Source organism: Streptomyces sp. NBC_01351 (assembly GCF_036237315.1).
In the GTDB taxonomy this organism is placed as follows: Bacteria; Actinomycetota; Actinomycetes; order Streptomycetales; family Streptomycetaceae; genus Streptomyces.
The window spans coordinates 6,763,027-6,784,663 of record NZ_CP108356.1; the positions used below are offsets into that span (position 1 = coordinate 6,763,027).

Genomic DNA, 21,637 nt, shown 5'->3' on the forward strand with positions numbered 1-21,637 from the left:
CATGTCAGACGGTACGGGGAGGAAGGGGCACAGGGAGCGCAGGCAGGCCGTCGAGGCTGGTCTCGACCTTCTTCTCGCAGTACTCCGCGAACTCCTCGTCCGTCTTGCGGCCGAAGTACTCCGCGTGCAGCGTGCGCTCGCCCTGGTACTCCATCAAGGGGACGGCGTACCCGCACACATCGGCGATCCGGCGGGCGTGGACCAGGATGATGGCCCGGGCAGCGGGTCCGTCGGCCTCGCCGAACAGGGTGATCAGCTCGGCCCAGCGCGGGTCGTCGCGGAAGACGGCCTCGCCGTCGCCGTGCACGCGCACGATGTTCGGCGGCCCGGAGAACGCACACCACATCAGGGTGATCCGGCCGTTCTCGCGGACGTGGGCGATGGTCTCGGCGCCGCTGCCGCCGAAGTCGAGGTACGCGAGGGTCTGCTCGTCGATGACGACGAGGGTCCCGGCGCGGCCCTTGGGGGACAGGTTGACGTGACCGTCACCCGCGAGCGGGGCGGTCGCGGTGAAGAAGACCGGCTGTTCCTCGATGAACTTGCGCAGCCGGCCGTCTATTCGTTCGTGGAGTTTTCCCATGATCCGATTATCGGGCCTGGCGGCAGGTGGGGGCCGGGCAGTTCCACTCCCCGAGACCCAGCCGGGTGAAGTGCAGACCCAGTTGGTACTCGTCGAAGAGGTACGCGGACCGCTCCAGCAGCGCGCCCAGCTCGGCCGCCTCGGCCTGGCCCCCTCGATGGGTGTACTGCCAGTCCCATGCCCGTACGGTGCCCTCCGCGAGCTCGCGCAGGCCGGCGTCCCGTACGTCCAGCAGGGCGACGGCGGCCCGCAGTGCGGCGATCCCGCCCTGGGCCCGCAACAGGTGGAAGGCGGCCCGGCGGGTGTGCAGCGGCCGCTCGGCGGAGACGCGCTCCGTCAGCCAGTCGGCGGGCAGCGGCCCCGCCGTGGCGCGCAGACTCCGGGAGGCCTCGCGGGCCACGGCCGCCGAGGGGTCGTCGAGCAGCGGACGCAGCAGCCGCTCGTCGTCCGCGTCCAGCAGGCGCAGCCCGGAGACGGCGGCGGCCCGCACGGCACCGGCCGGGTGCCCGAGCAGGGCGCGCAGCAGCGGCCCGTCCTCGCGGCGGGCGCACTCGGCGAAGCCGTACACCGCGTACCTGGTCACCCGGGCCGGGTCCGTGACCAGCTCGCGGTAGTGGGTGTACGGGTCGCCGCCGTCCTGGCGGACCACCCAGCGGGCGCAGGCTCGGACCAGCCCAGAGCGGTCGGTGAGGTGCTCCCCGGCCTCGGCGGCCCGGCCGGCCCGGCGCAGGGCGGTGACCCCGGCGGCGCGGCCCATCGGGATGTGCGCGCCGAGCAGGCTGTCGATCGCCTCGTCGTCGGGCCCGTCGGCCGCCATGGCGGCGAGCGCGGCGTCCGCCCACAGCCGGCTCATCAGCGGATCCAGCTCGGCGGCGGCCAGCCGGGCGAGCTCCCGCACCCCGAACTCGCCGCTCTCCAGCGACAGCCGCGCGGCGAACCGCCGGGTCGGCAGGTCCGAGCTCGCGCGCAGCTCGGCCCGCAGCCGCTCGCCGCGCAGCGCCGCGGGCAGCAGCTCCAGGGCCCAGGCGCCGTGCTCGCGGCGGCCCAGCCGCAGCAGGAGCGGGGTCAGCCGGCGCACCGTGCCCGCGGGGTCGGCGTCCAGCGCCGCGCGCAGCACGCGCCGGGCCTGTTCCCGTACGGCCGGAACCCAGTCGGTACAGCGGATCGCGACGAGTTCGAGCACCGGATCCGGCCCGCGGAGCGCGCCTTCGCGGACGTAGCCGTCGGGATGGCACAGCGCCACCACGTCCGCGCCGTTGTATGCGGTCCCGTACCGGAAGCGCTGGATATCGCGTACCGCCTGGTCGAAGGCGATCCATGTGTCGGCCACGCCCTCGGGGAGCGGCACCGGGGTGTGACCCGGGTGCCCGCCGTCCATCAGGCGATCCGCGCTCGCGTGCCCCGCCCGTATCGCACGTTCCCGCCTCGCGCTCATGCGGCCGCCTCCTCCTCTTGTCCCTTCCGTGGAGTCTAGGCAACGGAGCGGCCCTCACGTCTCCGATATACCCGCTGGTCAGGGAGGGGGCGGCGAAGCTCGATTGACGAAACATACGGAGTAGTGCATAGTTATGCCTGTTGTTGGATGCACCGTAAGGAGAAACCCGTGACCGAGCGCGTCGTACTCGCCTACTCGGGCGGTCTTGACACCTCCGTCGCCATCGGCTGGATCGCCGAGGAGACGGGCGCCGAGGTCATCGCCGTCGCGGTGGACGTCGGCCAGGGTGGCGAGGACCTGGACGTCATCCGCAAGCGGGCACTCGCCTGCGGCGCGGTCGAGGCCGAGGTCGCGGACGCCAAGGACGAGTTCGCCGACGAGTACTGCCTCCCGGCGATCAAGGCGAACGCCCTCTACATGGACCGCTACCCGCTGGTCTCGGCCCTCTCCCGGCCGGCCATCGTCAAGCACCTGGTCGCCGCCGCCAACAAGCACGGCGCCTCGATCGTCGCCCACGGCTGCACCGGCAAGGGCAACGACCAGGTCCGCTTCGAGGCCGGCATCCAGGCCCTCGGCCCCCACCTCACGTGCATCGCCCCGGTCCGCGACTACGCGATGACCCGCGACAAGGCCATCGCCTTCGCCGAGAAGGCCGACCTGCCGATCGCGACCACCAAGAAGTCCCCGTACTCCATCGACCAGAACGTCTTCGGGCGCGCCGTCGAGACGGGCTTCCTGGAGGACATCTGGAACGCCCCGATCGAGGACATCTACGAGTACACCGCGAACCCGGCCACCCCGCGCGAGGCCGACGAGGTCGTCATCTCCTTCAAGGAGGGCGTCCCGGTCGCCATCGACGGCAAGCCGGTCACCGTGCTCCAGGCCATCCAGCAGCTCAACGAGCGCGCCGGCGCCCAGGGCATCGGCCGGATCGACATGGTCGAGGACCGCCTCGTCGGCATCAAGTCCCGCGAGGTGTACGAGGCCCCGGGCGCGATCGCGCTGATCGCCGCCCACTCCGAGCTGGAGAGCGTCACCGTCGAGCGCGAGCTGGCCCGCTACAAGCGGCAGGTCGAGCAGCGGTGGAGCGAGCTCGTCTACGACGGCCTGTGGTTCTCCCCGCTCAAGCGCGCGCTGGACGGCTTCATCAACGAGGCCAACCAGCACGTCACCGGTGACATCCGGATGACCCTGCACGGCGGTCGCGCCGTGGTCACCGGCCGCAGGTCCGAGGAGTCGCTGTACGACTTCAACCTGGCGACCTACGACTCGGGCGACACCTTCGACCAGTCGAAGGCCCAGGGGTTCATCGACATCTTCGCCCTCTCCGCGAAGATCGCCGCGCGTCGCGACCTCGCCTGAGCCACCCGCCGTACCCGGAGCACCTCCCCGTTACCTCCGCGGCGGGGAGGCGGTTCCACATCCAAAGCCTTACAGGCAGTCAGAGCAATGCAGTCTTGAGGAGCAGTAGCTGTGAGCAGCAACAACGGTGACGTCCGGCTCTGGGGCGGCCGCTTCGCCGACGGCCCCGCCGAGGCCCTCGCGAAGCTGTCCGCGTCGGTCCACTTCGACTGGCGCCTCGCGCCCTACGACATCGCCGGTTCCCGCGCCCATGCCCGCGTGCTCCACAAGGCGGGGCTGCTCACGGCCGAGGAACTCGACCGGATGATCGCCGGCCTCGACCAGCTCGAAGCCGACGTCGCGAGCGGTTCCTTCACCGGCACCATCGCCGACGAGGACGTGCACACCGCCCTGGAGCGCGGCCTGCTGGAGCGGCTCGGCGCCGACCTCGGCGGCAAGCTGCGGGCCGGCCGGTCCCGCAACGACCAGGTGGCCACCCTCTTCCGGATGTACCTGCGCGACCACGCCCGGATCATCGGCGGCCTCATCGCCGACCTCCAGGACGCGCTCGTCGGCCTCGCCGAGACCCACGCGGACGTGGCCATGCCGGGCCGCACCCACCTCCAGCACGCGCAGCCGGTGCTCTTCTCCCACCACGTGCTCGCCCACGTACAGTCCCTGACCCGGGACGCGGAGCGGCTGCGCCAGTGGGACACCCGGACCGCGGTCTCCCCGTACGGCTCGGGCGCCCTGGCCGGCTCCTCCCTCGGGCTGGACCCGGAGGCGGTCGCCGCGGACCTGGGCTTCGAGCGGGGCTCGGTCGGCAACTCCATCGACGGCACGGCCTCGCGCGACTTCGTCGCCGAGTTCGCCTTCGTCACCGCGATGATCGGGATCAACCTGTCCCGGATCGCGGAGGAGATCATCATCTGGAACACGAAGGAGTTCTCCTTCGTGACGCTGCACGACGCCTTCTCCACCGGATCGTCGATCATGCCGCAGAAGAAGAACCCGGACATCGCGGAGCTGGCGCGCGGCAAGTCGGGCCGGCTCATCGGCAACCTGACGGGTCTCCTCGCGACCCTCAAGGCACTGCCCCTGGCCTACAACCGGGACCTCCAGGAGGACAAGGAGCCGGTCTTCGACTCCTGCGACACCCTCGAGGTCCTGCTCCCCGCCTTCACCGGCATGATGGCCACCCTCACGGTCAACCGGGAGCGGATGGAGGAGCTGGCTCCGGCGGGCTTCTCGCTCGCCACCGACATCGCGGAGTGGCTGGTCAAGCAGGGCGTCCCGTTCCGGGTGGCGCACGAGGTGGCCGGCGAGTGCGTCAAGGTGTGCGAGGTGCTCGGCATCGAGCTGGACGAGCTCACGGACGAGCAGTTCGCGAAGATCTCGGAGCACCTGACCCCCGAGGTCCGCACCGTCCTCAACGTCCCCGGAGCCCTGGCCTCCCGCAACGGCCGCGGCGGCACCGCCCCGTCGGCCGTCGCGATCCAGCTCACCGAGCTGAAGGCGGACCTGGTCATCCAGCACGCCTGGGCGGCCCACAAGCAGTAACGGCACCACCCCCGAAGGGGCGGCCGGGCGTACGCGCCCCGGCCGCCCCTTCGGCATGCGCCGGGCTCTCCCGTCCCACGGGAACCATCAACCCCGGCAGTAGCGTGGTGGACGGTGACCTGATCACGGGATACGAGGAGACGATCGTGGACATCTCACAAGCCGGCCCGTCCCGGCGCGCGTTACTGGCACTCGGCACGGGGACCGTACTGTTCACCGGCCTGGCCACGGCCGCCGGCGGCCGGGCACACGCCGAGGAACCCGGGGCAGCGGTGACCCGGCGGCTGCGGGACCTGGAGCGGGAGCACTCCGCCCGGCTGGGCGTGTTCGCCCGCCACATGTGCACGGGCCGGACGGTGGTGTACCGCGCGGACGAGCGGTTCCCGATCTGTTCGGTCTTCAAGGGGCTGGCCGCCGCGGCCGTGCTGCGGGACCTCGACGAGGACGGCGAGTTCCTCGCCAAGCGGATCCGGTACACGCAGGAGTACGTCGAGAAGTCGGGGTACGGCCCGGAAACCGGCAAGCCCGCGAACGTGGCCAACGGCATGACGGTCGAGGCCCTGTGCTCCGCCTCCGTCAGCGCGAGCGACAACGCCGCGGCCAACCTGCTCCTCGAGGAACTGGGCGGCCCCACGGCGATCACCCGGTTCAGCCGCTCGCTCGGCGACCGGATCACCCGGCTGGACCGCTACGAACCCGAACTGAACTCGGCGGAACCGGGGCGGGTGACCGACACCACCAGCCCCCGGGCCATCGGGAAGACCTACGCGCGCCTGCTCCTCGGCGACGCGCTGCCCTCCCGGGACCGCGGGCTGCTGACCGACTGGCTGATCGCGAACACGACGAACACCGAGCGGTTCAAGGCCGGGCTCCCGGCGGACTGGCTCCTGGCGGACAAGACCGGTGGCGGGCACGAGTACGGGGTGGCCAATGACGTGGGTGTGGTGTGGCCGCCGGACGGCACCCCGATCGTGATGGCGGTCCTGACGACCAAGCCGGGCTCGCCGACCGGCCCCCGGGACAGCGCGCTGGTCGCGAAGACCGCCCGGCTGCTGGCCTCGGCCCTCACCTGATCCTCACGCCGCCCAGTCGCGCAGCGCGTCGAAGTCGGGCCGGGTCAGTCCGATCCGCTCGTCGATCCGCATGAGCAGGGTCCGTGCCGGGTGACGCTGGTCGACGTACTCGCGGTCCATGCCCGTGATGTCGTCGTCGATCCACGCGAACGGCCGGGCGCCCGCGTACTCCAGGACGTACTGGGTCTTCCAGAACGTGCCGCGCGGCGCCCGGCCGTGCATCACCGGCCAGTCGATGTAGGGGAGCCTCGGCAGGCCCAGGTGCGGCCCTATCCAGTCGTTCGCCTCGTCCTTCCACGTCGTGGCCCAGACGAGTTCGTACGCGTCCGCGAGCGCGAGCAGCTCCGCGCCGTGGGCGTGATTCAGCCAGACCCGCAGGGGCTTCGCGCTCTCGGCACCGGTCCAGCCCGTCGGACGCATCCGGTGGGTGGTGTAGCCCTCGGGGCGGCGCTGCGGCTTGGCCGCGTAGGGGTTCAGCGGTCTTATATGGGCATGAGACACGTCCGACCGATTCTCGCGGACGTTGAATGCATGGGTAGAGACCTGGACGGCGCCGGTCTGTGGGAAGTTGTCGTCGGAGCCGGGATGCTCGGTCGGAGGCCGTCGGTGTTTCGTCTTGCAGCTCGCCTTCACATGCTGGCGCCGCCTGTCAACGTCGGCCCGAGGAACCTTCACCCTCCCGCAGTAGCCACTCCCTCACCGTCGGGACGCTGTCCAGGAGCTGACTGACCTGCATGCCTTCTTCGCGCGAGGTCACTCTCAACAGCGGGGTGAAGTCGTCGGGAAGCAGGTCCAGCAGGCTCATCACGCGATCTCCCGAACGTAGCGTGATCAACAGCTCGCACCGGAGCTGACGCGGGATGCCCGGGCGATGGGACAAGCTGTTCCACAGGGCTGGCCACAGGTAGTGGGTTCCATCGGGCGCCGCATTCGCTCGTACCCACGCCGGGTCCAACCGCTGGTTAAGGCTGAGTTCACACGCGCGCTCCTCCAGCCTGAGCAGCGAGGCCGTATCGATGACCTTCACCTCACGAGGCAGCGGCTGATCCGAGTCCATCGCCCCATGCTGCCCGACAGCACCCCATAGCGGGCAGCCGACCCCGGTGAAGCTCATTCCGTTAGGAGTTCTTCGGTCGATGGCGATGTGTTCCCTACCGCCCCGTGATGGGTGCGCGCCCGTGCCGGAAGCGTGCGGACGTTCCCACCGCCTTGGAGGGCTGCTCGGAGGCGCTGGATCTCGTCGTGCTGCTCGACGAGCCGGGACAGCGCCAGCATCTTGAACTCGGACGCTTCGGACGCCTCCTGCTTCATTCGGGAGAGCCGCCCCTTCAAGGCGGCTACCTCGGCTTTGAGGCGGTCAATCTGGGCGAGGCGGGGATCTGGCTCGCCGGTGACCTCTCGGGCCCTGCCAAGCCGGCTCTCGAACTCCTGCTTGATGTGGGGGTAGGTGCGGTACAGCGTCGCCCGGGGGACAGCCGCGAGGATGCTGAGGGACTGGATGTCGCACCGCAGGCCCTCGGGGACGTCCCCGGCCATGAGCTGATCCATGGCGGCTTTCAAACGACTCTCAGCGTTGGCGTGGCGGTCACTGGGCACTGGATGCCTCCTCGGTGGCTGCGGCGGCGTCGATGGATTCCACGATCCGCATGGATCGCTCGTAGGTCTGCTGGGCGCGTTGACGCTCCGGCGCCGACAGCCGGGGATTGCCAAGGAACACAGCCCGGGTGTTCTCGGCGTGGTCGGCCCACGCCTGCCGGTGCTGGGAGTGATGGGTGGCTTGGGGGCAGCGAGCGGAGTCGCACATGCCGAGCAGAGGCTCGCTGGCATTCGGAGTGCCGGCCAAGGCGAGGCACAAGGCCTTGGCGGGGTCGGTGAACCAGCAGTAGTTCGCCACGCCGATGTGAAGGGTCTTTGCCTTGCTCTTGAGGAGCTTCTCCACGCGACGGTCGTCGGCGACGGTGGCGGGGCCAGGGTCGTGTCCGGCGAGGGAGCGGTCGACGCTCTGGAAAGCGGCGACCAGGTCGCGTGCACCTCGGCCCGAGGGGAGGACGCCTTGCTGGTAGTCGTGGTAGGCGGCAACCGTGAGCCGCGTGTGTTCGAGCTCCTCTTCGGCCTGGACCTCGGCGAGGAACGCGGCCTGGTGGCCGCCCGGCCGGGCCGTGTAGCCCTCGGTAGTGGCCACCGAGACGTGCTTCAAGTGCCACTTTGTGGCCAGGAGGCCGTGGGGACGTTGGGCGATGGACAGAGCGAGGGTACGACGCAGGGCCCGCGGGTGGACCGGTCCATCCGGGATCGGGGTGAGGCCGAGACGCTGTCCGAGGGGACCGTTGATCCAGTCCCGGAGCGCGGTGTACCGGTTGGCGGAATTGTTGGCGACGGGGAAGATCAGGTCCCCGAGGTCCGTGCCGCCAAGGGCTTCGGCGGCTCCTACAGCGCGGTGTACATCCTCGATGACCACCCATGAGTCGGGCACTCCGCCGAACTTCTCACCTTTGACGCGGCGGGAGTCCAGCCAGTGACGGGAGCCGTAGGCGCGGTCTTCGCTGCGGTGGCAGCCATGGGTGAGTTCGGCCAGCTCTGAGGTCCGCATGCCAGACAGCGCCGAGGTGAGGTAGTAGGCAGCGGAAGTGACGGCGAACACCATGCTGTCCAGGGCGAAGTGATTCATAGGGAGGGCCCAGGGGACGGGCTCTTCATCATCGGCGCGTGGCACCGCCGCTGCGTCACGGCACCACGCGTTCTCGGTGCCACAGGCAGCGACCCATGCCGCCAACTGAGGCCTGAGCCGCTCCAGATCCCGTTGGGTGGAGGAGAGCGCAAGGAAGTCCTTGGTGAAGGACGTGTGGGCGAGCGTGAGGAGGGGATCACCGATGTCCCAACCCGAGTTGAGTCTGCGGGCGATGCCGGAGGGGGCAGCACGAGGTGCCGGGATTCCGGCTGCGATACGCCGCTCGATCTCGGCGATGACGAGCGGGTGGTGTTCGACGCGGAGCGACGATCGGATGCCGCCCCGGCGGACCATGGTCTGCCGGGCGTGAGTGGCTTCCCTGACGAGATGGGGGCTGATCGTGTCGACGAGGTAAGAGGCGCCGGCGAGGAGCGGCCGCAGGATGTCGTCTGGGACGGCGGGGGTCTGGTTGGTGGCGGGACGCTGGTATCCAGCGACCTGGGCGGCGGTGCGGTCGCCCCATGGGCGGAAGCCAGTCGGGTAGGCGTCGGGCAGTAGCGGTGCGTATGCGGCCAGGGCCTGCGTGGTCAGAACGAATCCTGCGATGGTGCCGGGGGTGACCGGCTGGTTGGGGTCGGTGCGGCTGACGGAGACAACGGGCAGGTAGGCGTCACAGTGCTGCTGGTGGATCTGTCGGAGGCCGGTGAGTCCCGCCTCAGTGAGGTGGTTGAACCAGGCTGTGAGGCGGACGAGTTCGTGTCGGAGCGTTTGCAGGGCGAGAGGGGAGCGGTATGCCTGTGGGAGTACAGCAACGGACGGGTGGGTGGGCACAAGGCGGGCCATCAAGTAGGTGCGCGCGACCGCTCGCCAGGTCGGGTTGGTGACCTGGGTGAAGTCCAGGATCTGCTCGCTGCGGGGCCAGGACGCTGGGGCGTCGGCGACGCAGGTCAGGTCCCAGATGTCCTGGTCGAAGTGGGGGCGGCGAGTACCGGGCCGAGTGCGGTACCCAGCAGTCTGGAGGATGTCCAAGCCGGTGAAGGGACTGTGACCGGCGCCGGCGGTCAGAGCGTCGGATCTGGTCACGGGATCTCCTCCGGCTGCAGGACCGCGAACACGTTTTCGGTGGCGGCCCGGATCGCTGTCGTGCTGAAACGGGGCAGCAGGTCGGTGCTGAGCCTGTCGGCGTAGGGGCCGAAGATGGCCAGGAACTGCGCGTTCGTCATGTGCCGTTCCTGGTCGGCGAAATAGCGCTGGAGGCGCAGCAGGTTGGGCAGGTGCCGGGGGGTGAACACGGCGAGCGGGCATAACAGGCACACCCAGGGACGGGCTGGGCAGGCGGTTCCGGATGGGGCGTGGGGGCTGTTGTAGAGACTGGCGCAGGATGCGACGAACACGTCCTGCTCGCCGGCCAGTAGGCGCTGGATGGCGTCGCCGTCGAGTCCGGCGTCCGCAACGAGGCGGGGGAAGTCGGTAGCGAACCGGGCGGCGTCTTGGCTGGTGACGATGACCGGCGGCGCGGCCTTGCGGCGGATGTCGCGCTGGGCTTCCTCGATGACTCCCTCGATGGCCTCCACCTGGGCGGGGGTGTGGTGGTGGAGGTAGTGGTCGCCTTCGATCGCCGGGGTGTGGTTGGGGTCGATGGTGGTGCGTCCTGTCCAGGCGGAGCGGTCGCGCCTGTGATGGCAGGTCGTGCGGATCCGGCCGCCGTGCGGGGTCATGGGCTGGCCGTTGTCGTCGGTCAGGCCGACGGTTTTCGCCCACTTGATCCGCTGCCATGGGGTACGGGGATGCCCGGACAACGCCGTGCCGTTGTAGTTGATCCACATGGAGTCGGAGAGTTCTCCGGCGTGCTCGCGAAGAGGCGCGGAGTGGGAGAGCCACTGGTCCAGGAGCCGTACGGTGGGGCCGCGCAGGTTGAGGGCTTCGCGGGCGGTCCGACCCTTGCGATAGGACAGCAGGCCTGTGGCGGGGCCGGAGTGTGTGAAGTCGGGTACGGACAGGGTGTCGATACCGTCGGGCACAGCGCCGGTCAGCATGGCCAGCCGGAGGTTGTAGACGAGTGCCGTATACCCGGATGGGAACAGGGCGTCGCGAATCTCCAGGACCGCGGTTGTGATCGCCCAAGGAGCTCCGGGGATCATCGCGCGGATCGCGCGAACCGTCACCGGGCCAGTTCTACGGATCAGCCAGGCCAGGTTGTCCCGGGTGATGCCATGGGCGATCGGGTCGGCCCCGCGTTCAGCGGATTCCAGAGCCTTGAGGTGATCCTGCCAGGCGGTGTCGATGGCGGTGCGGGCGGCTTGATCGATGCGCCGCCATTCTGCGTCGCTGTACGGCCGGTGAGGGGTGGACCCGGCCTGCTGGTTGATCGGCCTTCCGTCGAGGTGGGCTCGGATGCTGGCGTGGAGGGTGCCGCCGTCGGCGAGGAAGCCATTGAGGGTGATGCGGCTGTGCCGCTCGAATGTGAATCCGAACTTCAGCCAGTAGGACGTGAGTTGTGTCGCAGTGAGACCGGAGAGAGTGCCGGTGAAACCGGTCTCGTGCAGGTAGCGGGCGAGGTGTCGGGCACACCGGACAGCGTGCCGGGCATCGCGGTAGGTGCGGATCGGGCCGTTGGGATGGGCGGCTGCGGTAAGTCCTTGGGCGAGGTCGCCAGCTAGTACCGAGTCGGGCAGCTCGTGAAGCGTGCCGAGGTAAGGCCGCTGACCCGGGAGCGTGTATTGAACGGCGAGCGGTTGTCGGATTTCAGCGGGCATGGGTGTCCTGGAATTCTGCGTCGGCTTCCCGGCGGGCGACCGGGTTGGGGTCGGCGTCCGCGTATGCCTGGCGGAAGATTCTCTGGGTGTCCAGGAGATGGAGGTACACCTGTGTGGTGGCGACGCTGGCATGGCCGAGGAGGTCCCGCAGGATCAGCAGAGGATCGGCCTTGGTGAGGTAGAGAGCCATGGCGTTGTCATCGCCGGTGTCGAGGACTAGGCGGGCTGCCTGCTGGTAGTAGCCGCGCACCAGCTTTTCCAGGGTGGCCATAGCCATCGTGTGGCGTGTCATGTGGGGGTGGACGTGCGGATACGCGGGTTCCCACCGATCGCGGATGCGGGCGGAGGTCCGGCGGAGGGTGGTCGCCCAGTCCAGGAACGGCGAGCCGTCGGACTGGACGGCGAGGAGGGCACTTCCGCCGCCGGGGCCGACCAGGCGGAGCCGTTCGGCCGGAGTCAGCAGGTGCCAGCGGCGGTAGGTGCCGTTGAGGTAGGCGCCCTCGTACGTCGGGTCTTCTACGTGGAGGGCATGGGTGGGGCGCCATCGCGAGCCGTCCACGTGGGTGGCCCGCTCCAGCGTCGTGTAGTCGTGAACGCGGGCCAAGGCGTCGTACTCCACCCAGGTCTGTCGACCCTTGCTGCCCTTCGTGGTCGGAGGCGCGAGCGGCAACGGGATGGGGACGGCGGTGCGCTGGCGGGGCAGTGGAGGGATCTCCCACGGAGTGAGAAGCCGCCATTCTCGAAGCCGCAGACCGGTGGAGACCGCAAGCGAGCCGCCGGCGGCGTTCCTGCCGGTCTCGCGGCCCCGAAACGTGGCGTCGGGTTCGCCGCCCGGGTCGTTGCCGGCGAGAGCGTTGATCAGCAGCTCGGAGTACGGCCGCTCCAGGTACTTGCGCGTTGCGTGCCGTCTGGCACCCCGCACGGTGGCGAGGTTACGGGCGGACTCCATGCGTACGCCGTCAGGGCGCAGGTAGGAGCCCATGGCGTAGGAGAACGGAGCATCGTGGCAGTGCCCCTCGTTCACCGCCCACTGGTAGAACGCCGCGATGGTCTTGACCGCAAGGTTCCAACTGGACGCTCCAAGCCGGACTTCCAGTGGGCCTGACAAGCGATGCTCAGCGTAGAGGGACAGGCCGTCGCGCAGCAGTTGACGGTTGGAGAACAGGGCGATGTCGTGGGTGGAGAGGAACTCGGCCCAGGGCTTGAGTTGTAGAGCGTATGTCTTCCACGAGTTCTCGGCGGGTGCTCCGCTGATCGGCAGCTCTCGCAGCCAGCGATTGATGACTGTCACTGGTCGGGGGCCGTTCTCGTCTTCGAAGCGGAGATCGTCGTCCACGAGTACTGGCATGCCGTCGCGGTTGAGCGGCGGCGACGAGAGGTCCCAATCCTCCCAGCCGGCTTTGGAGAAGCGGAAGAGAATCACCATTGCACGGTAGGTGAGACGCAATCAGCTGTGCCCGATATTTGTGAAACTGCCAGTCTCATGACGATTAATCAGATAATCCGGCAGTAAGGGTGTCTCGCGACTGGGGGCCGTTGGGAATGCCGGGTGAGAGTCGCAGCTGGAGATGGCCGCGCATCGTCACTTGGTTCGGCGGACCCGGCTGTGAGGCTGTCCGCGGCTTTCGCCTACAGGCTGCCTTTTGATTCGTATGTCCAGACGTTGCCTACGTTGCGTCCGCCCCGGCGCATCACGGTGCCGAGGATGGCTGTGAGGTCGTCCTCGACCTCGGCCAGGAGCTCTGTGCCGAAGACGCACAGGGACTCCTCCCATGGGTGCCAGAAGGTACCCATGCGCAGGTCACGGGTGAGGAGCTTGTAGTACTCGCCTTCCCAGCATGCGGCGCCCGGCCAGGCCGGCTGCCCTGGCGCGCCGACACGTGCTGGGTCGAAACGGTAGCCCTGATGCCACCAGCTGACCGAGTAGAGATGCTCGCCGGGGCTGACGCGGGCGCGCAGGCCGCGCTCGACGGTGTCCTGAAGGCGTGCGACCCGGTGTTCATCCGGGAGGTCTCGCATGAGGCCGTAGGTGTGACGAGTGTCGGTGACGTCCCCGACGTGCCAGGTAACGGAGTCGGGTGGCTCCTCAATAGCCGGGTAGTAGGTGTAACTGGGTTTGAAGGCGAAGCGGGCTTTGAATTCGTCGCACAGCGCCTCGTGCTCCCGGTCGTCGAGCAACATGGATACGGGGCGGGTGCTGGCGGGTAGCGTGCCGACCGACGTCCAGGCATAGATGCGTACGGTCGAAATGGCGCGGAAGCCGGCTGCGAGAAGGGCGTCCAAGATCGGGCCGGTCGGCGCCTCGGCCGTGAGGTAGCGGCGGTCCGGCGCCGCACCGGTGCCCATGTGAAGGCTGCGGCTGTTGCGGGCCCAGCGGACCCAGTGGTGCACGAACTCTGCGTGGGGGCCGGTCACCCCCCGAACGGCTGCGAACTCTGTCGACCCGACGGCCTCCGCCCAGCCTGCGCCGACGATCCTGGTCTCCGTTTCCAGGACCTGGACGTTCAGCCCCCAGTTCAGCAAGTTCCCGTGGTCCTCGCGGATGTCCGCCAGCCCGCGTATGTACGGACCGCAGGCCTCGACCAGACGGTCCAACTCCTGAAGTCGACGGTAGCCGTAGCCGAGCCTGCGCACATGCATGCCCCTCGCCGGTGCCACCTCAGCCGCGAGGTCGTCGAGCTCGGCAATGAGCAGCGTCCGCGCGGGTCCGACAGTCCTGAAACCGGCGGCGCGCAGAGGCTCGTCCATCTGGATCGGGTCGTGGCTGTACGCCCGCCACTCGGCACGCTCTCGCCGGGCGGCGAACGCCTCTTGCTGCCGTCGGATCAGCCCGGTGACTTCTGTCGGGTCGGTCCGGTCGGGCAAGGGGGAGTGCCGAACCGTGCCGTGCGTGCCGTAGTGAGTCCTAATTACCGGTCCGTCCCGCTCGACCACGGCCCCTACCGGGGCCCGCTCCGGGACATGCCCCCGCACCTGCTCGTCATACGCTGCCAGCAGCGCGTCCACCCCATTCATCAGGCTGTCGGCCTGGCGGATACCTGTCCGCGGCCTTGGTGATTATCGGGACCATCGCCGACGCCATCCAGTCATTTAACGGTCACCTCGTGGCGTGAGGCATGCCTGCAGGCGCCCTGTAGCGGGGGTGGATGCGACTGGTGGGTGAGACAGCGAGACTTCACGGAACCGCATAGATAAGCGGTCCGTCGACATCGATCAGCAGCAGGGGCTTCATTTCGGCAGTTTTCCGTTCCGGCGGCCCGATGGCAGCCCATTTTCTTCATCGAATGAGACAGTGACGTCTCATTTGGGGTATGCTTGTCTCATGGCCATGGATCGTGACCAGGTGCTCCGCGACGCGGCGGCCCTGCTCTCCCGGAAATCGACCGCCACGATGGACGAGGTCGCCCGCGCCGCAGGAATCGGGCGCGCGACCCTCCACCGGCACTTCGCCGGGCGCGACGCCCTCGTACGGGCCCTCGAAGAGCTCGGGATCCGGGAGTTCGAGGTGGCCTTCGACAACGCCCGCCTCGACGAGGGCAGCGCGATCGACGCGCTGCGCCGGCTCGTGGCCGAATCGGAGCCCAACGCCGGGCTGCTGGCCTTCCTCGTCACCGAGAACCAGCTGTTCGAGGGCGACCAGATCAACGAGGGCTGGGAGCGGCTCGACGCCCGCGTCGGCGCGCTCTTCCGGCGCGGCCAGGAAGAGGGCGACATCCGGATCGACCTGAGCCCCGCCTGGCTCACCGAGGCCCTCTACGGCCTCATCGGCACCTGCGCCTGGGCCGTCATGGACGGCCGGGTCGCACCGAAGGACTTTCAGTACATGATCATCGAGCTGCTGCTCGGTGGCGCAAGACGGAGCGTGCAGTGATGAGCGGTACCAAGCAGTCGAGCCCGATCGAGGAGACGGAGGTCAAGAGCGGCGGCCGCGGGCGCTGGCTGGCGCTCTCCGTCCTCGTGCTGGCCGTGCTGCTGGTCGCGGTGGACGCCACCGTGCTCGGCCTCGCCACCCCCTCGCTCTCCGAGGACCTCAAGCCGTCCGGCACCCAGCTGCTGTGGATCGGCGACATCTACTCGTTCGTCATCGCCGGTCTGCTGGTGTCGATGGGCAGCCTCGGCGACCGCATCGGCCGCAAGAAGCTGCTCCTCGTCGGCGCCACCGCCTTCGGCGCCGTCTCGGTCCTCAACGCGTACGCGACCAGCCCCGAGATGATGATCGTCGCCCGGGCCCTGCTCGGCGTGGCCGGCGCGACCCTGATGCCGTCCACCCTCGCGCTGATCCGCAACATCTTCCACGACCCCAAGGAACGCAGCCTCGCCATCGGCATCTGGGGCGCGACCGCCTCGGCCGGCGCGGCCGTCGGACCGGTCGTCGGCGGAGCACTGCTCCAGCACTTCTGGTGGGGCTCGGTCTTCCTGATCAACCTCCCCGTGATGATCGTCCTGGTCATCGTCGGCGTCAAGCTGCTTCCCGAGTCCAAGAACCCGGTCGCCGGCCCCTGGGACCTCGTCAGCGTCGGCCTCTCCCTCGTCGGTGTCATCGGCGTCGTCTACGCCGTCAAGGAAGCCGCCACCCACGGCCTGACCTGGGAGGTCGCGGCCACCGCGGTGCTCGGTGCGGCCGCCCTGTACGCCTTCGTCCGGCGCCAGTTCACCCTCCCGTCCCCGCTGCTCGACATGCGGCTCTTCCGGCACCGCGGCTTCTCCGGCGCGGTCCTCGCCGACCTGCTCACCGTCTTCGGCCTCTCCGGGCTGGTCTTCTTCCTCTCCCAGTTCCTCCAGCTCGTCCAGGGCCGCGACCCGCTGGAAGCCGGCCTCGCCGAACTGCCCGCCGCCATCGGCGCGGTGGTCACCGGCCTCGTCGCGGGCCGCTACGCCCGCAGGTACTCGGTACGCGTCATCGTGACGGGCGGCCTCGCCGCCATCGGCCTGGCCCTCGGCGCGCTGACCGTGCTCCACAAGGAGAGCGGCTACCCGCTGCTCGGCGCGGCCCTGCTCGCCGTCGGCCTCGGCGCCGGCTTCTCCTTCACCGTCACCGCCGACGTGATCCTCTCCAGCGTCCCCAAGGAGCAGGCCGGTTCGGCCTCCGCCGTCTCCGAGACGGCGTACGAACTCGGCGCCGCCCTCGGCATCGCCCTGCTCGGCTCCATCGTCACCGGCGTCTACCAGGGCTTCACCGCCCCGGCATCCGTCCCGGGGCCCGTCGCCGACGCCGCCCACGAGTCCCTCGGCGGAGCCGTCGAAGCCGCCAAGACGCTGGATCCGGGCACCGCGGGGCAGATGCTGGACGCCGCCCAGGAGGCCTTCGTGGACGGGCTGCGGCTCGCCTCCGGCGTCGGCGCCGCCGTGCTCCTGGCCACCGCCGCGGCCGCCTGGTTCCTGCTCAAGGGCCAGGAGCTCCAGGACGGCGTCGAACACTGAGGTCCCGTCAAGGGACGGTGTCCCGCGCGCGGTTGACAGTTCGTCGAAGCGCGGGACACCATCCCGGCGATGGAGATCAACGATCTGACCCCGGCCGAACGCCGCGTATGGGAAGCCTTCCCGCGCGGTGAGGGCGTCGACTTCCGGGAACACCCCGACGAGACCGGAGCCGCCGGCGAGACCTGGGGCCCCGAGCGGACCGTACGCGCCGAGGTGCTCACCGCCCTCCTGCTGAGCGGACCGGGCACCGAGGGCCAGGTCCCCGGGCTCAACATCCGGGGCGCCCGGATCACCGGCAAACTGAACCTGAGGTACGCCGTCGTGGAGCACCCGATCCGGCTGCGCGCCTCCTGGTTCGAGCGCAAACCGCTGCTCTACGGAGCCCAGTTGCGGGTCTTCGTGGCCAACGACTCGACCCTGCCCGGGCTGACCGCCGACGCCGTCCGTGTCGACATGGCCCTCAGACTGTCCTGCTGCCGGATCACGGGGCCCGTCCGGCTCTCCGGAGCCCGGATAGCCGGCGGCCTCTTCATCCGCAAGGCGGTCATCGGCACACCGCCGGCGGGCGCGGCGGACGAGCGGCCTCCGGAGGGGGAGCAGGAGCCCCTGCTCCAGGTCAACCACGCCGACATCGGCACCGACGTCATCGCCATGGAGCTCACCGTCCACGGCCAGACCCGCATCAACGGCAGCACCGTCGGCGGTCAGGTCAACCTCGACGGCGCCCGCCTGCTGGCCCCCGGCTCCACGGCCCTGCACGCCGAGACCCTGACCGTCGGCACCGACCTGCGGGCCATGCGCGCCGAGCTGACCGGCCGGGTCAACCTCACCGGCGCCCGCATACCCGGCCAGCTCAACCTCGCGTACGCCCGGCTCGTCAACCCCGGCGGAGTCGCCCTGCGCGCCTCCAGCTGCGTGATCGGCGAGGTGTGGCTGAGGGCCTGCGACACCATCCAGGGCGGGGTGAACCTGCGCCGCTCGCAGTTCGACCTGCTGCACATGCCGGCCGCGACCTGGCCCGAGCAGATCCGCATCGACGGGCTCAGCTACCGCACGCTGGCCCCCCACCTCCCCGCCGAGGAGCGGCTGCCCGCCCTGGAACGCGAGGAGTCCGGCTACCTCCCGTACGCCTACGAACAGCTCGCCGCGGCCTACCGCACCGCCGGCGACGAGGCGGCCGCCCGGACCGTGCAGCTCGCCAAGCTGCGGCGGCACCGCCGCACGCTGCCCCGGCACGCCCGGTTCTGGGGACTCCTCCAGGACGCCACGGTCGGCTACGGCTTCCGGCCGCTGCGCGCGGCGGGCTGGCTGCTGGCGCTGCTGCTGACCGGCTGCATCGCGTACGGGATCGATCCGCCCCGGCCGCTCAAGCCCGGGGAGGCTCCGGAGTTCAATCCGGTCTTCTACACGATCGACCTGATGCTGCCGATCATCAGCTTCGGCCAGGAACAGGCCTTCGCGCCGGTCGGCTGGCACCAGTGGCTGTCGTACCTGCTGATCGTGACCGGCTGGGTCCTCGCCACGACCACGTTGGCGGGCGTCAGCCGGTCGCTCCAGCGGCAGTAGGAGCTACGCGGCCTTCGCCTTGGTCGCGTACATGTCCACGTACTCCTGGCCCGAGAGCCGCATGACCTCGGCCATCACCGAGTCCGTGACGGCGCGCAGCACGTACCGGTCGCGGTCCATGCCCTCGTAGCGGGAGAACTCCATCGCCTCGCCGAAGCGGACGGTGACCCGGCCCGGGCGCGGCATGCCGGCCCCGCCCGGCTGGAGCTTGTCGGTCCCGATCATCGCGAACGGGACCACCGGGGCGCCGGTCATCAGCGTCAGTCGGGCGATGCCGGTGCGGCCGCGGTAGAGCCGGCCGTCGGGGGAGCGGGTGCCCTCGGGGTAGATGCCGAAGATCCGGCCCTCTTCGAGGATGCGGCGGCCGGTCATCAGGGCCGCGACCCCGCCGTTGGCCCCGTCACGGTCGACGGGGATCATGCCGGCGCCGGTGAAGAACCAGGCCATGAGCCGACCCTTGAGGCCCTTGCCCGTCACGTATTCGTCCTTGCCGATGAAGTGGACCGTGCGGTCGCACACCAGCGGCAGGATCATCGAGTCGATGAAAGTGAGGTGATTGCCCGCCAAAATCACCGGTCCCGAACCCGGGATGTTCTCGATGCCCTCCACGCGGGTGCGGAACATCAGGCGCATGACCGGTCCGACAGTGGCTTTGATGAGGCGCGTACGGAACAACGTGGGCCCTCCGGCATCAAAAAGCGGATCGCACACCCACCCTACGGCGGGCAGTGCAGGTGAGGACGATACTCGCGGGCCGGTGCTGATCGCACATCGGGTTCACGTATCGGATACGCAGTGTTGACGCACGTTTCCGCCATGTTCCCCGCGCGCTGGCCCGGCGGACATCCCCCTTTGCCTACGATCGGCGCGCAGTTTCGGGCCTTTTCACGAGCGGGGAGTAACACTCATGACGCAGGGTGGGGCAGCGCGGCGCACGGTCCTGGGGGCGGCCGTCCTGGCGGCGGGAGGCGGTATGGCCGGACTCTCGGCGGGATCGGCCTCGGCCACCGACAACGGAGCGGGCCACCGGGAACTTCCCTACCCGACGGTCATCGGACACCGCGGGGCCAGCGGCTACCGGCCGGAGCACACGATCGGCTCCTACCAGCTCGCCCTCGACCTCGGCGCCGACGTCATCGAGCAGGACCTGGTCCCCACCCGCGACGGGCACCTCGTCTGCCGTCACGAGAACGAGATCGGCGGGACCACCGACGTCGCCGACCACCCCGAGTTCGCCTCCCGGCGCACCACCAAGTCCATCGACGGGGTCTCCGTCACGGGCTGGTTCACCGAGGACTTCACCCTCGCCGAGCTGAAGACCCTGCGCGCGAAGGAACGCATCCCCGCCCTGCGCCAGCGCAACACGCTCTACGACGGCCAGTGGGCCGTGCCCACCTTCGAGGAGGTGCTGCGCTGGGCGAACCGGGAGGGCCGCCGGCGCGACAAGCAGGTCTGGCTACACGTCGAGACCAAGCACCCCAGCTACTTCCGGGGCCTCGGCCTCGGCCTGGAGGAGCCCCTCGCCAAGCTGCTGCGCCGCTACGGGCGGGACCACCGCGACGCGGCCGTCTTCCTCCAGTCCTTCGAGCCCTCCAGCATCCAGCGGCTCTCCCGGCTGGTCTCCGCGCCCCGCGTGGTACTGCTCTCCGCGGCGGGCACCCGCCCCTGGGACTTCGAGCAGGCCAAGGACCCCCGTACGGTCGCCGACCTGGTCAAGCCCGAGGGGCTGAAGTGGATCGCCGGCTTCGCCCAGGGCATCGGCCCGACCATGGACCTGATCCTCCCGCGCACCGCGGACGGCACGCTGGGAGCCCCGACCACCCTGGTCAAGGACGCCCACGCGCAGGGGCTGCTGCTGCACCCCTACACCGCGCGCAACGAGAACAACTTCCTGCCGGCCGAGTACCGCAAGGGCGCCGACCCGACCGCGTACGGGGACGCCCTCGGCGCCTTCAAGAAGTACTTCGAACAGGGCATCGACGGCATCTTCACCGACAATCCGGACACCGGGCTGCTCGCCGCGGAGGCCTTCCGCCCCGGCCGACGCCCCGTCAACCGCTGAGCGTAGCTTCCCGTACGAGTGGGCCGGGCCCGGTGGGGAAACCACCGGGCCAGGCCCACTCGTCCCGCCCGGCATGGACCTGCTGAACGAACTGGGCCCGCTGCTCTCCGCCGAAGCGGCCGCGGAGGCTCCGGGCACCGGAGTGGACGCGGCCGATCTGGAACAGGCCGTCTGGGTCAGGCTGCTGGAGCACGGGGGACACACCCCCGATCCGGCCGAGCCGGCCCGCTGGCTCCGCCGGGCGGTGCGCGCCGAGGCCCGCCGCGCCCGGCGCCGAGCCCGCCGCGAGATCCCCTATGACTACCGTCATCACTCCGTGGACGGCCGCCACCCGCACCGCTCGCCCGTCGCCGACGAACCGGAGGACGCCCTCCTGCATGGCGAGGAGAACCGCGCACTGCGATCGGCCGTCGCCCGATTGCCCGGACGGTGTCCCGAGCTGATGAAGGCACTTCTTTCGCCCAGAGACCTCACTTACCGTGAAATCGCAGGAGAGTTGGGTATCTCACAAGGAAGTTTGGGGCCCGTCCGTTCCCGTTGCCTGGGATGTCTGCGCAGAATGCTGGCTGCAGAGGTTGCGGCTCCTGGCCCACGGGGAAAGGAGCGGTAGACCAACGGGCTACCAGGTGAGCTGGAGGCATGCGCACATGGGCATGAGCGTGACCATTTCGGCGGCGGCTGCCGAGGACGCTGAGCAGATCTTCAAACTGCAGTACCTGGCCTTCCAGCGCGAGGCCGAGCTGTACGGCAACTACCTCATCCAGCCGCTCACCCAGTCCCTGGACTCCCTCAAGGAGGAGCTGGCGACGGACACCGTCCTCGTGGCCAGGCTCGGCGACGAGGTGGTCGGCACCGTCCGCGGCAACGTCGACGAGGAGGGCACGGGCAAGATCGCCAAGCTCTGCGTCCACCCCCGCCTGCAGGGCCACGGACTCGGCGCCCGCCTGCTGCGCGCCGTGGAGGAGGCCCTCGCCGGGCACGCCGGCACCACCCGCTTCCGCCTGCACACCGGCCACAAGAGCGAGTCGAACCTGAGGCTCTACCGCAACGCGGGCTACACCCAGGTCGGCGGCCGCACCGCCTCCGACGGCGTGCAGCTGGTGATCCTGGAGAAGGACACCAAGGACCCGACCGAGTTCGCGGTCAGCGCCTAGCCGGCGCCCGGCGCCCGGCCC

At 69.8% G+C, this 21,637-nt stretch carries 19 protein-coding genes; 9 read left to right on the forward strand and 10 right to left on the reverse strand.

Annotated features, from left to right (window positions below):
• Nucleotides 1-4: 4 nt before the first annotated feature.
• Entirely contained in the window at nt 5-580 is a 576-nt protein-coding gene (locus tag OG625_RS31195; protein ID WP_329387681.1) for a pyridoxamine 5'-phosphate oxidase family protein, read from the reverse strand.
• Nucleotides 581-587: 7 nt separating this feature from the next.
• On the reverse strand, nt 588-2,015 hold the full coding sequence (locus tag OG625_RS31200; RefSeq protein ID WP_329387683.1) for a HEAT repeat domain-containing protein: 1,428 nt from the start codon (nt 2,013-2,015) through the stop codon (nt 588-590).
• A 168-nt stretch (nt 2,016-2,183) separates the two neighbouring features.
• Here OG625_RS31200 and OG625_RS31205 point away from each other — a divergent pair, with 168 nt between their 5' ends.
• From OG625_RS31205 to bla, 3 genes are all read left to right on the forward strand, one after another.
• Complete coding sequence (locus OG625_RS31205; RefSeq protein WP_329387685.1) at nt 2,184-3,377, forward strand: argininosuccinate synthase; 1,194 nt, start codon at nt 2,184-2,186, stop codon at nt 3,375-3,377.
• Between the two features lie 111 nt (nt 3,378-3,488).
• On the forward strand, nt 3,489-4,916 hold the full coding sequence (argH, locus tag OG625_RS31210; protein WP_329387686.1) for an argininosuccinate lyase: 1,428 nt from the start codon (nt 3,489-3,491) through the stop codon (nt 4,914-4,916).
• Between the two features lie 146 nt (nt 4,917-5,062).
• Nucleotides 5,063-5,989, forward strand: coding sequence for a class A beta-lactamase (gene bla, locus OG625_RS31215; RefSeq protein WP_443067915.1), 927 nt, complete (start codon nt 5,063-5,065; stop codon nt 5,987-5,989).
• A gap of 3 nt (nt 5,990-5,992) precedes the next feature.
• On the opposite strand, the gene OG625_RS31220 is transcribed toward bla, so the two are convergent.
• The 7 genes from OG625_RS31220 to OG625_RS31250 form a co-directional block, all read right to left on the reverse strand.
• Complete coding sequence (locus tag OG625_RS31220) at nt 5,993-6,490, reverse strand: hypothetical protein (protein ID WP_329387689.1); 498 nt, start codon at nt 6,488-6,490, stop codon at nt 5,993-5,995.
• A 148-nt stretch (nt 6,491-6,638) separates the two neighbouring features.
• Entirely contained in the window at nt 6,639-7,046 is a 408-nt protein-coding gene (locus OG625_RS31225) for a hypothetical protein (protein WP_329387690.1), read from the reverse strand.
• A 53-nt stretch (nt 7,047-7,099) separates the two neighbouring features.
• Nucleotides 7,100-7,585, reverse strand: a complete 486-nt coding sequence (locus OG625_RS31230; RefSeq protein WP_329387692.1) for a hypothetical protein — start codon at nt 7,583-7,585, stop codon at nt 7,100-7,102.
• Nucleotides 7,575-9,740 (reverse strand): integrase, encoded by a 2,166-nt coding sequence (locus OG625_RS31235; RefSeq protein ID WP_329387693.1) that lies wholly within the window; start codon nt 9,738-9,740, stop codon nt 7,575-7,577. The genes OG625_RS31230 and OG625_RS31235 overlap by 11 nt, the downstream gene beginning before the upstream one ends.
• Nucleotides 9,737-11,413: a hypothetical protein gene (locus OG625_RS31240; protein ID WP_329387695.1), complete on the reverse strand. Its 1,677-nt coding sequence runs from the start codon at nt 11,411-11,413 to the stop codon at nt 9,737-9,739. Before OG625_RS31240 ends, OG625_RS31235 begins: the two co-directional genes overlap by 4 nt.
• The gene (locus OG625_RS31245) at nt 11,403-12,839 is read right to left on the reverse strand and encodes a site-specific integrase (RefSeq protein WP_329387696.1); all 1,437 of its coding nucleotides are present in this window, start codon (nt 12,837-12,839) and stop codon (nt 11,403-11,405) included. Before OG625_RS31245 ends, OG625_RS31240 begins: the two co-directional genes overlap by 11 nt.
• A 203-nt stretch (nt 12,840-13,042) precedes the next feature.
• Entirely contained in the window at nt 13,043-14,419 is a 1,377-nt protein-coding gene (locus tag OG625_RS31250) for a DUF2716 domain-containing protein (RefSeq protein ID WP_329387697.1), read from the reverse strand.
• A gap of 316 nt (nt 14,420-14,735) precedes the next feature.
• On the opposite strand from OG625_RS31250, the gene OG625_RS31255 reads away from it, so the two are divergent.
• From OG625_RS31255 to OG625_RS31265, 3 genes are all read left to right on the forward strand, one after another.
• On the forward strand, nt 14,736-15,284 hold the full coding sequence (locus OG625_RS31255; protein WP_329387699.1) for a TetR/AcrR family transcriptional regulator: 549 nt from the start codon (nt 14,736-14,738) through the stop codon (nt 15,282-15,284).
• Entirely contained in the window at nt 15,284-16,834 is a 1,551-nt protein-coding gene (locus OG625_RS31260) for an MFS transporter (RefSeq protein WP_329387700.1), read from the forward strand. Before OG625_RS31255 ends, OG625_RS31260 begins: the two co-directional genes overlap by 1 nt.
• A 69-nt stretch (nt 16,835-16,903) precedes the next feature.
• Nucleotides 16,904-18,400, forward strand: a complete 1,497-nt coding sequence (locus OG625_RS31265; RefSeq protein WP_329387703.1) for a membrane-associated oxidoreductase — start codon at nt 16,904-16,906, stop codon at nt 18,398-18,400.
• A gap of 3 nt (nt 18,401-18,403) precedes the next feature.
• Here the strand turns inward: OG625_RS31265 and OG625_RS31270 are convergent, their stop codons facing one another.
• A complete protein-coding gene (locus tag OG625_RS31270; RefSeq protein ID WP_329387704.1) occupies nt 18,404-19,033 on the reverse strand; it encodes a lysophospholipid acyltransferase family protein in 630 nt (209 codons plus the stop codon).
• 274 nt (nt 19,034-19,307) lie between these two features.
• Here OG625_RS31270 and OG625_RS31275 point away from each other — a divergent pair, with 274 nt between their 5' ends.
• From OG625_RS31275 to OG625_RS31285, 3 genes are all read left to right on the forward strand, one after another.
• Nucleotides 19,308-20,462 carry a glycerophosphodiester phosphodiesterase gene (locus OG625_RS31275; protein ID WP_329387706.1) on the forward strand — a complete coding sequence of 385 codons (1,155 nt, stop codon included), beginning with the start codon at nt 19,308-19,310 and terminating at the stop codon, nt 20,460-20,462.
• 73 nt (nt 20,463-20,535) lie between these two features.
• On the forward strand, nt 20,536-21,072 hold the full coding sequence (locus tag OG625_RS31280; protein WP_329387709.1) for a sigma-70 family RNA polymerase sigma factor: 537 nt from the start codon (nt 20,536-20,538) through the stop codon (nt 21,070-21,072).
• A gap of 37 nt (nt 21,073-21,109) precedes the next feature.
• Nucleotides 21,110-21,616, forward strand: a complete 507-nt coding sequence (locus tag OG625_RS31285) for a GNAT family N-acetyltransferase (RefSeq protein ID WP_329387711.1) — start codon at nt 21,110-21,112, stop codon at nt 21,614-21,616.
• The last annotated feature ends 21 nt before the right edge of the window (nt 21,617-21,637 follow it).

Bases quoted from the DNA above. Each gene is read 5' to 3' on its own strand.
- OG625_RS31195 (WP_329387681.1), bottom strand. From the start codon at position 580: ATGGGAAAACTCCACGAACGAATAGACGGCCGGCTGCGCAAGTTCATC.
- OG625_RS31200 (WP_329387683.1), bottom strand. From the start codon at position 2,015: ATGAGCGCGAGGCGGGAACGTGCGATACGGGCGGGGCACGCGAGCGCG.
- OG625_RS31225 (WP_329387690.1), bottom strand. From the start codon at position 7,046: ATGGACTCGGATCAGCCGCTGCCTCGTGAGGTGAAGGTCATCGATACG.
- OG625_RS31240 (WP_329387695.1), bottom strand. From the start codon at position 11,413: ATGCCCGCTGAAATCCGACAACCGCTCGCCGTTCAATACACGCTCCCG.
- OG625_RS31245 (WP_329387696.1), bottom strand. From the start codon at position 12,839: ATGGTGATTCTCTTCCGCTTCTCCAAAGCCGGCTGGGAGGATTGGGAC.
- OG625_RS31255 (WP_329387699.1), top strand. From the start codon at position 14,736: ATGGCCATGGATCGTGACCAGGTGCTCCGCGACGCGGCGGCCCTGCTC.
- OG625_RS31260 (WP_329387700.1), top strand. From the start codon at position 15,284: ATGAGCGGTACCAAGCAGTCGAGCCCGATCGAGGAGACGGAGGTCAAG.
- OG625_RS31265 (WP_329387703.1), top strand. From the start codon at position 16,904: ATGGAGATCAACGATCTGACCCCGGCCGAACGCCGCGTATGGGAAGCC.
- OG625_RS31270 (WP_329387704.1), bottom strand. From the start codon at position 19,033: ATGCGCCTGATGTTCCGCACCCGCGTGGAGGGCATCGAGAACATCCCG.
- OG625_RS31275 (WP_329387706.1), top strand. From the start codon at position 19,308: ATGACGCAGGGTGGGGCAGCGCGGCGCACGGTCCTGGGGGCGGCCGTC.
- OG625_RS31280 (WP_329387709.1), top strand. From the start codon at position 20,536: ATGGACCTGCTGAACGAACTGGGCCCGCTGCTCTCCGCCGAAGCGGCC.
- OG625_RS31285 (WP_329387711.1), top strand. From the start codon at position 21,110: ATGGGCATGAGCGTGACCATTTCGGCGGCGGCTGCCGAGGACGCTGAG.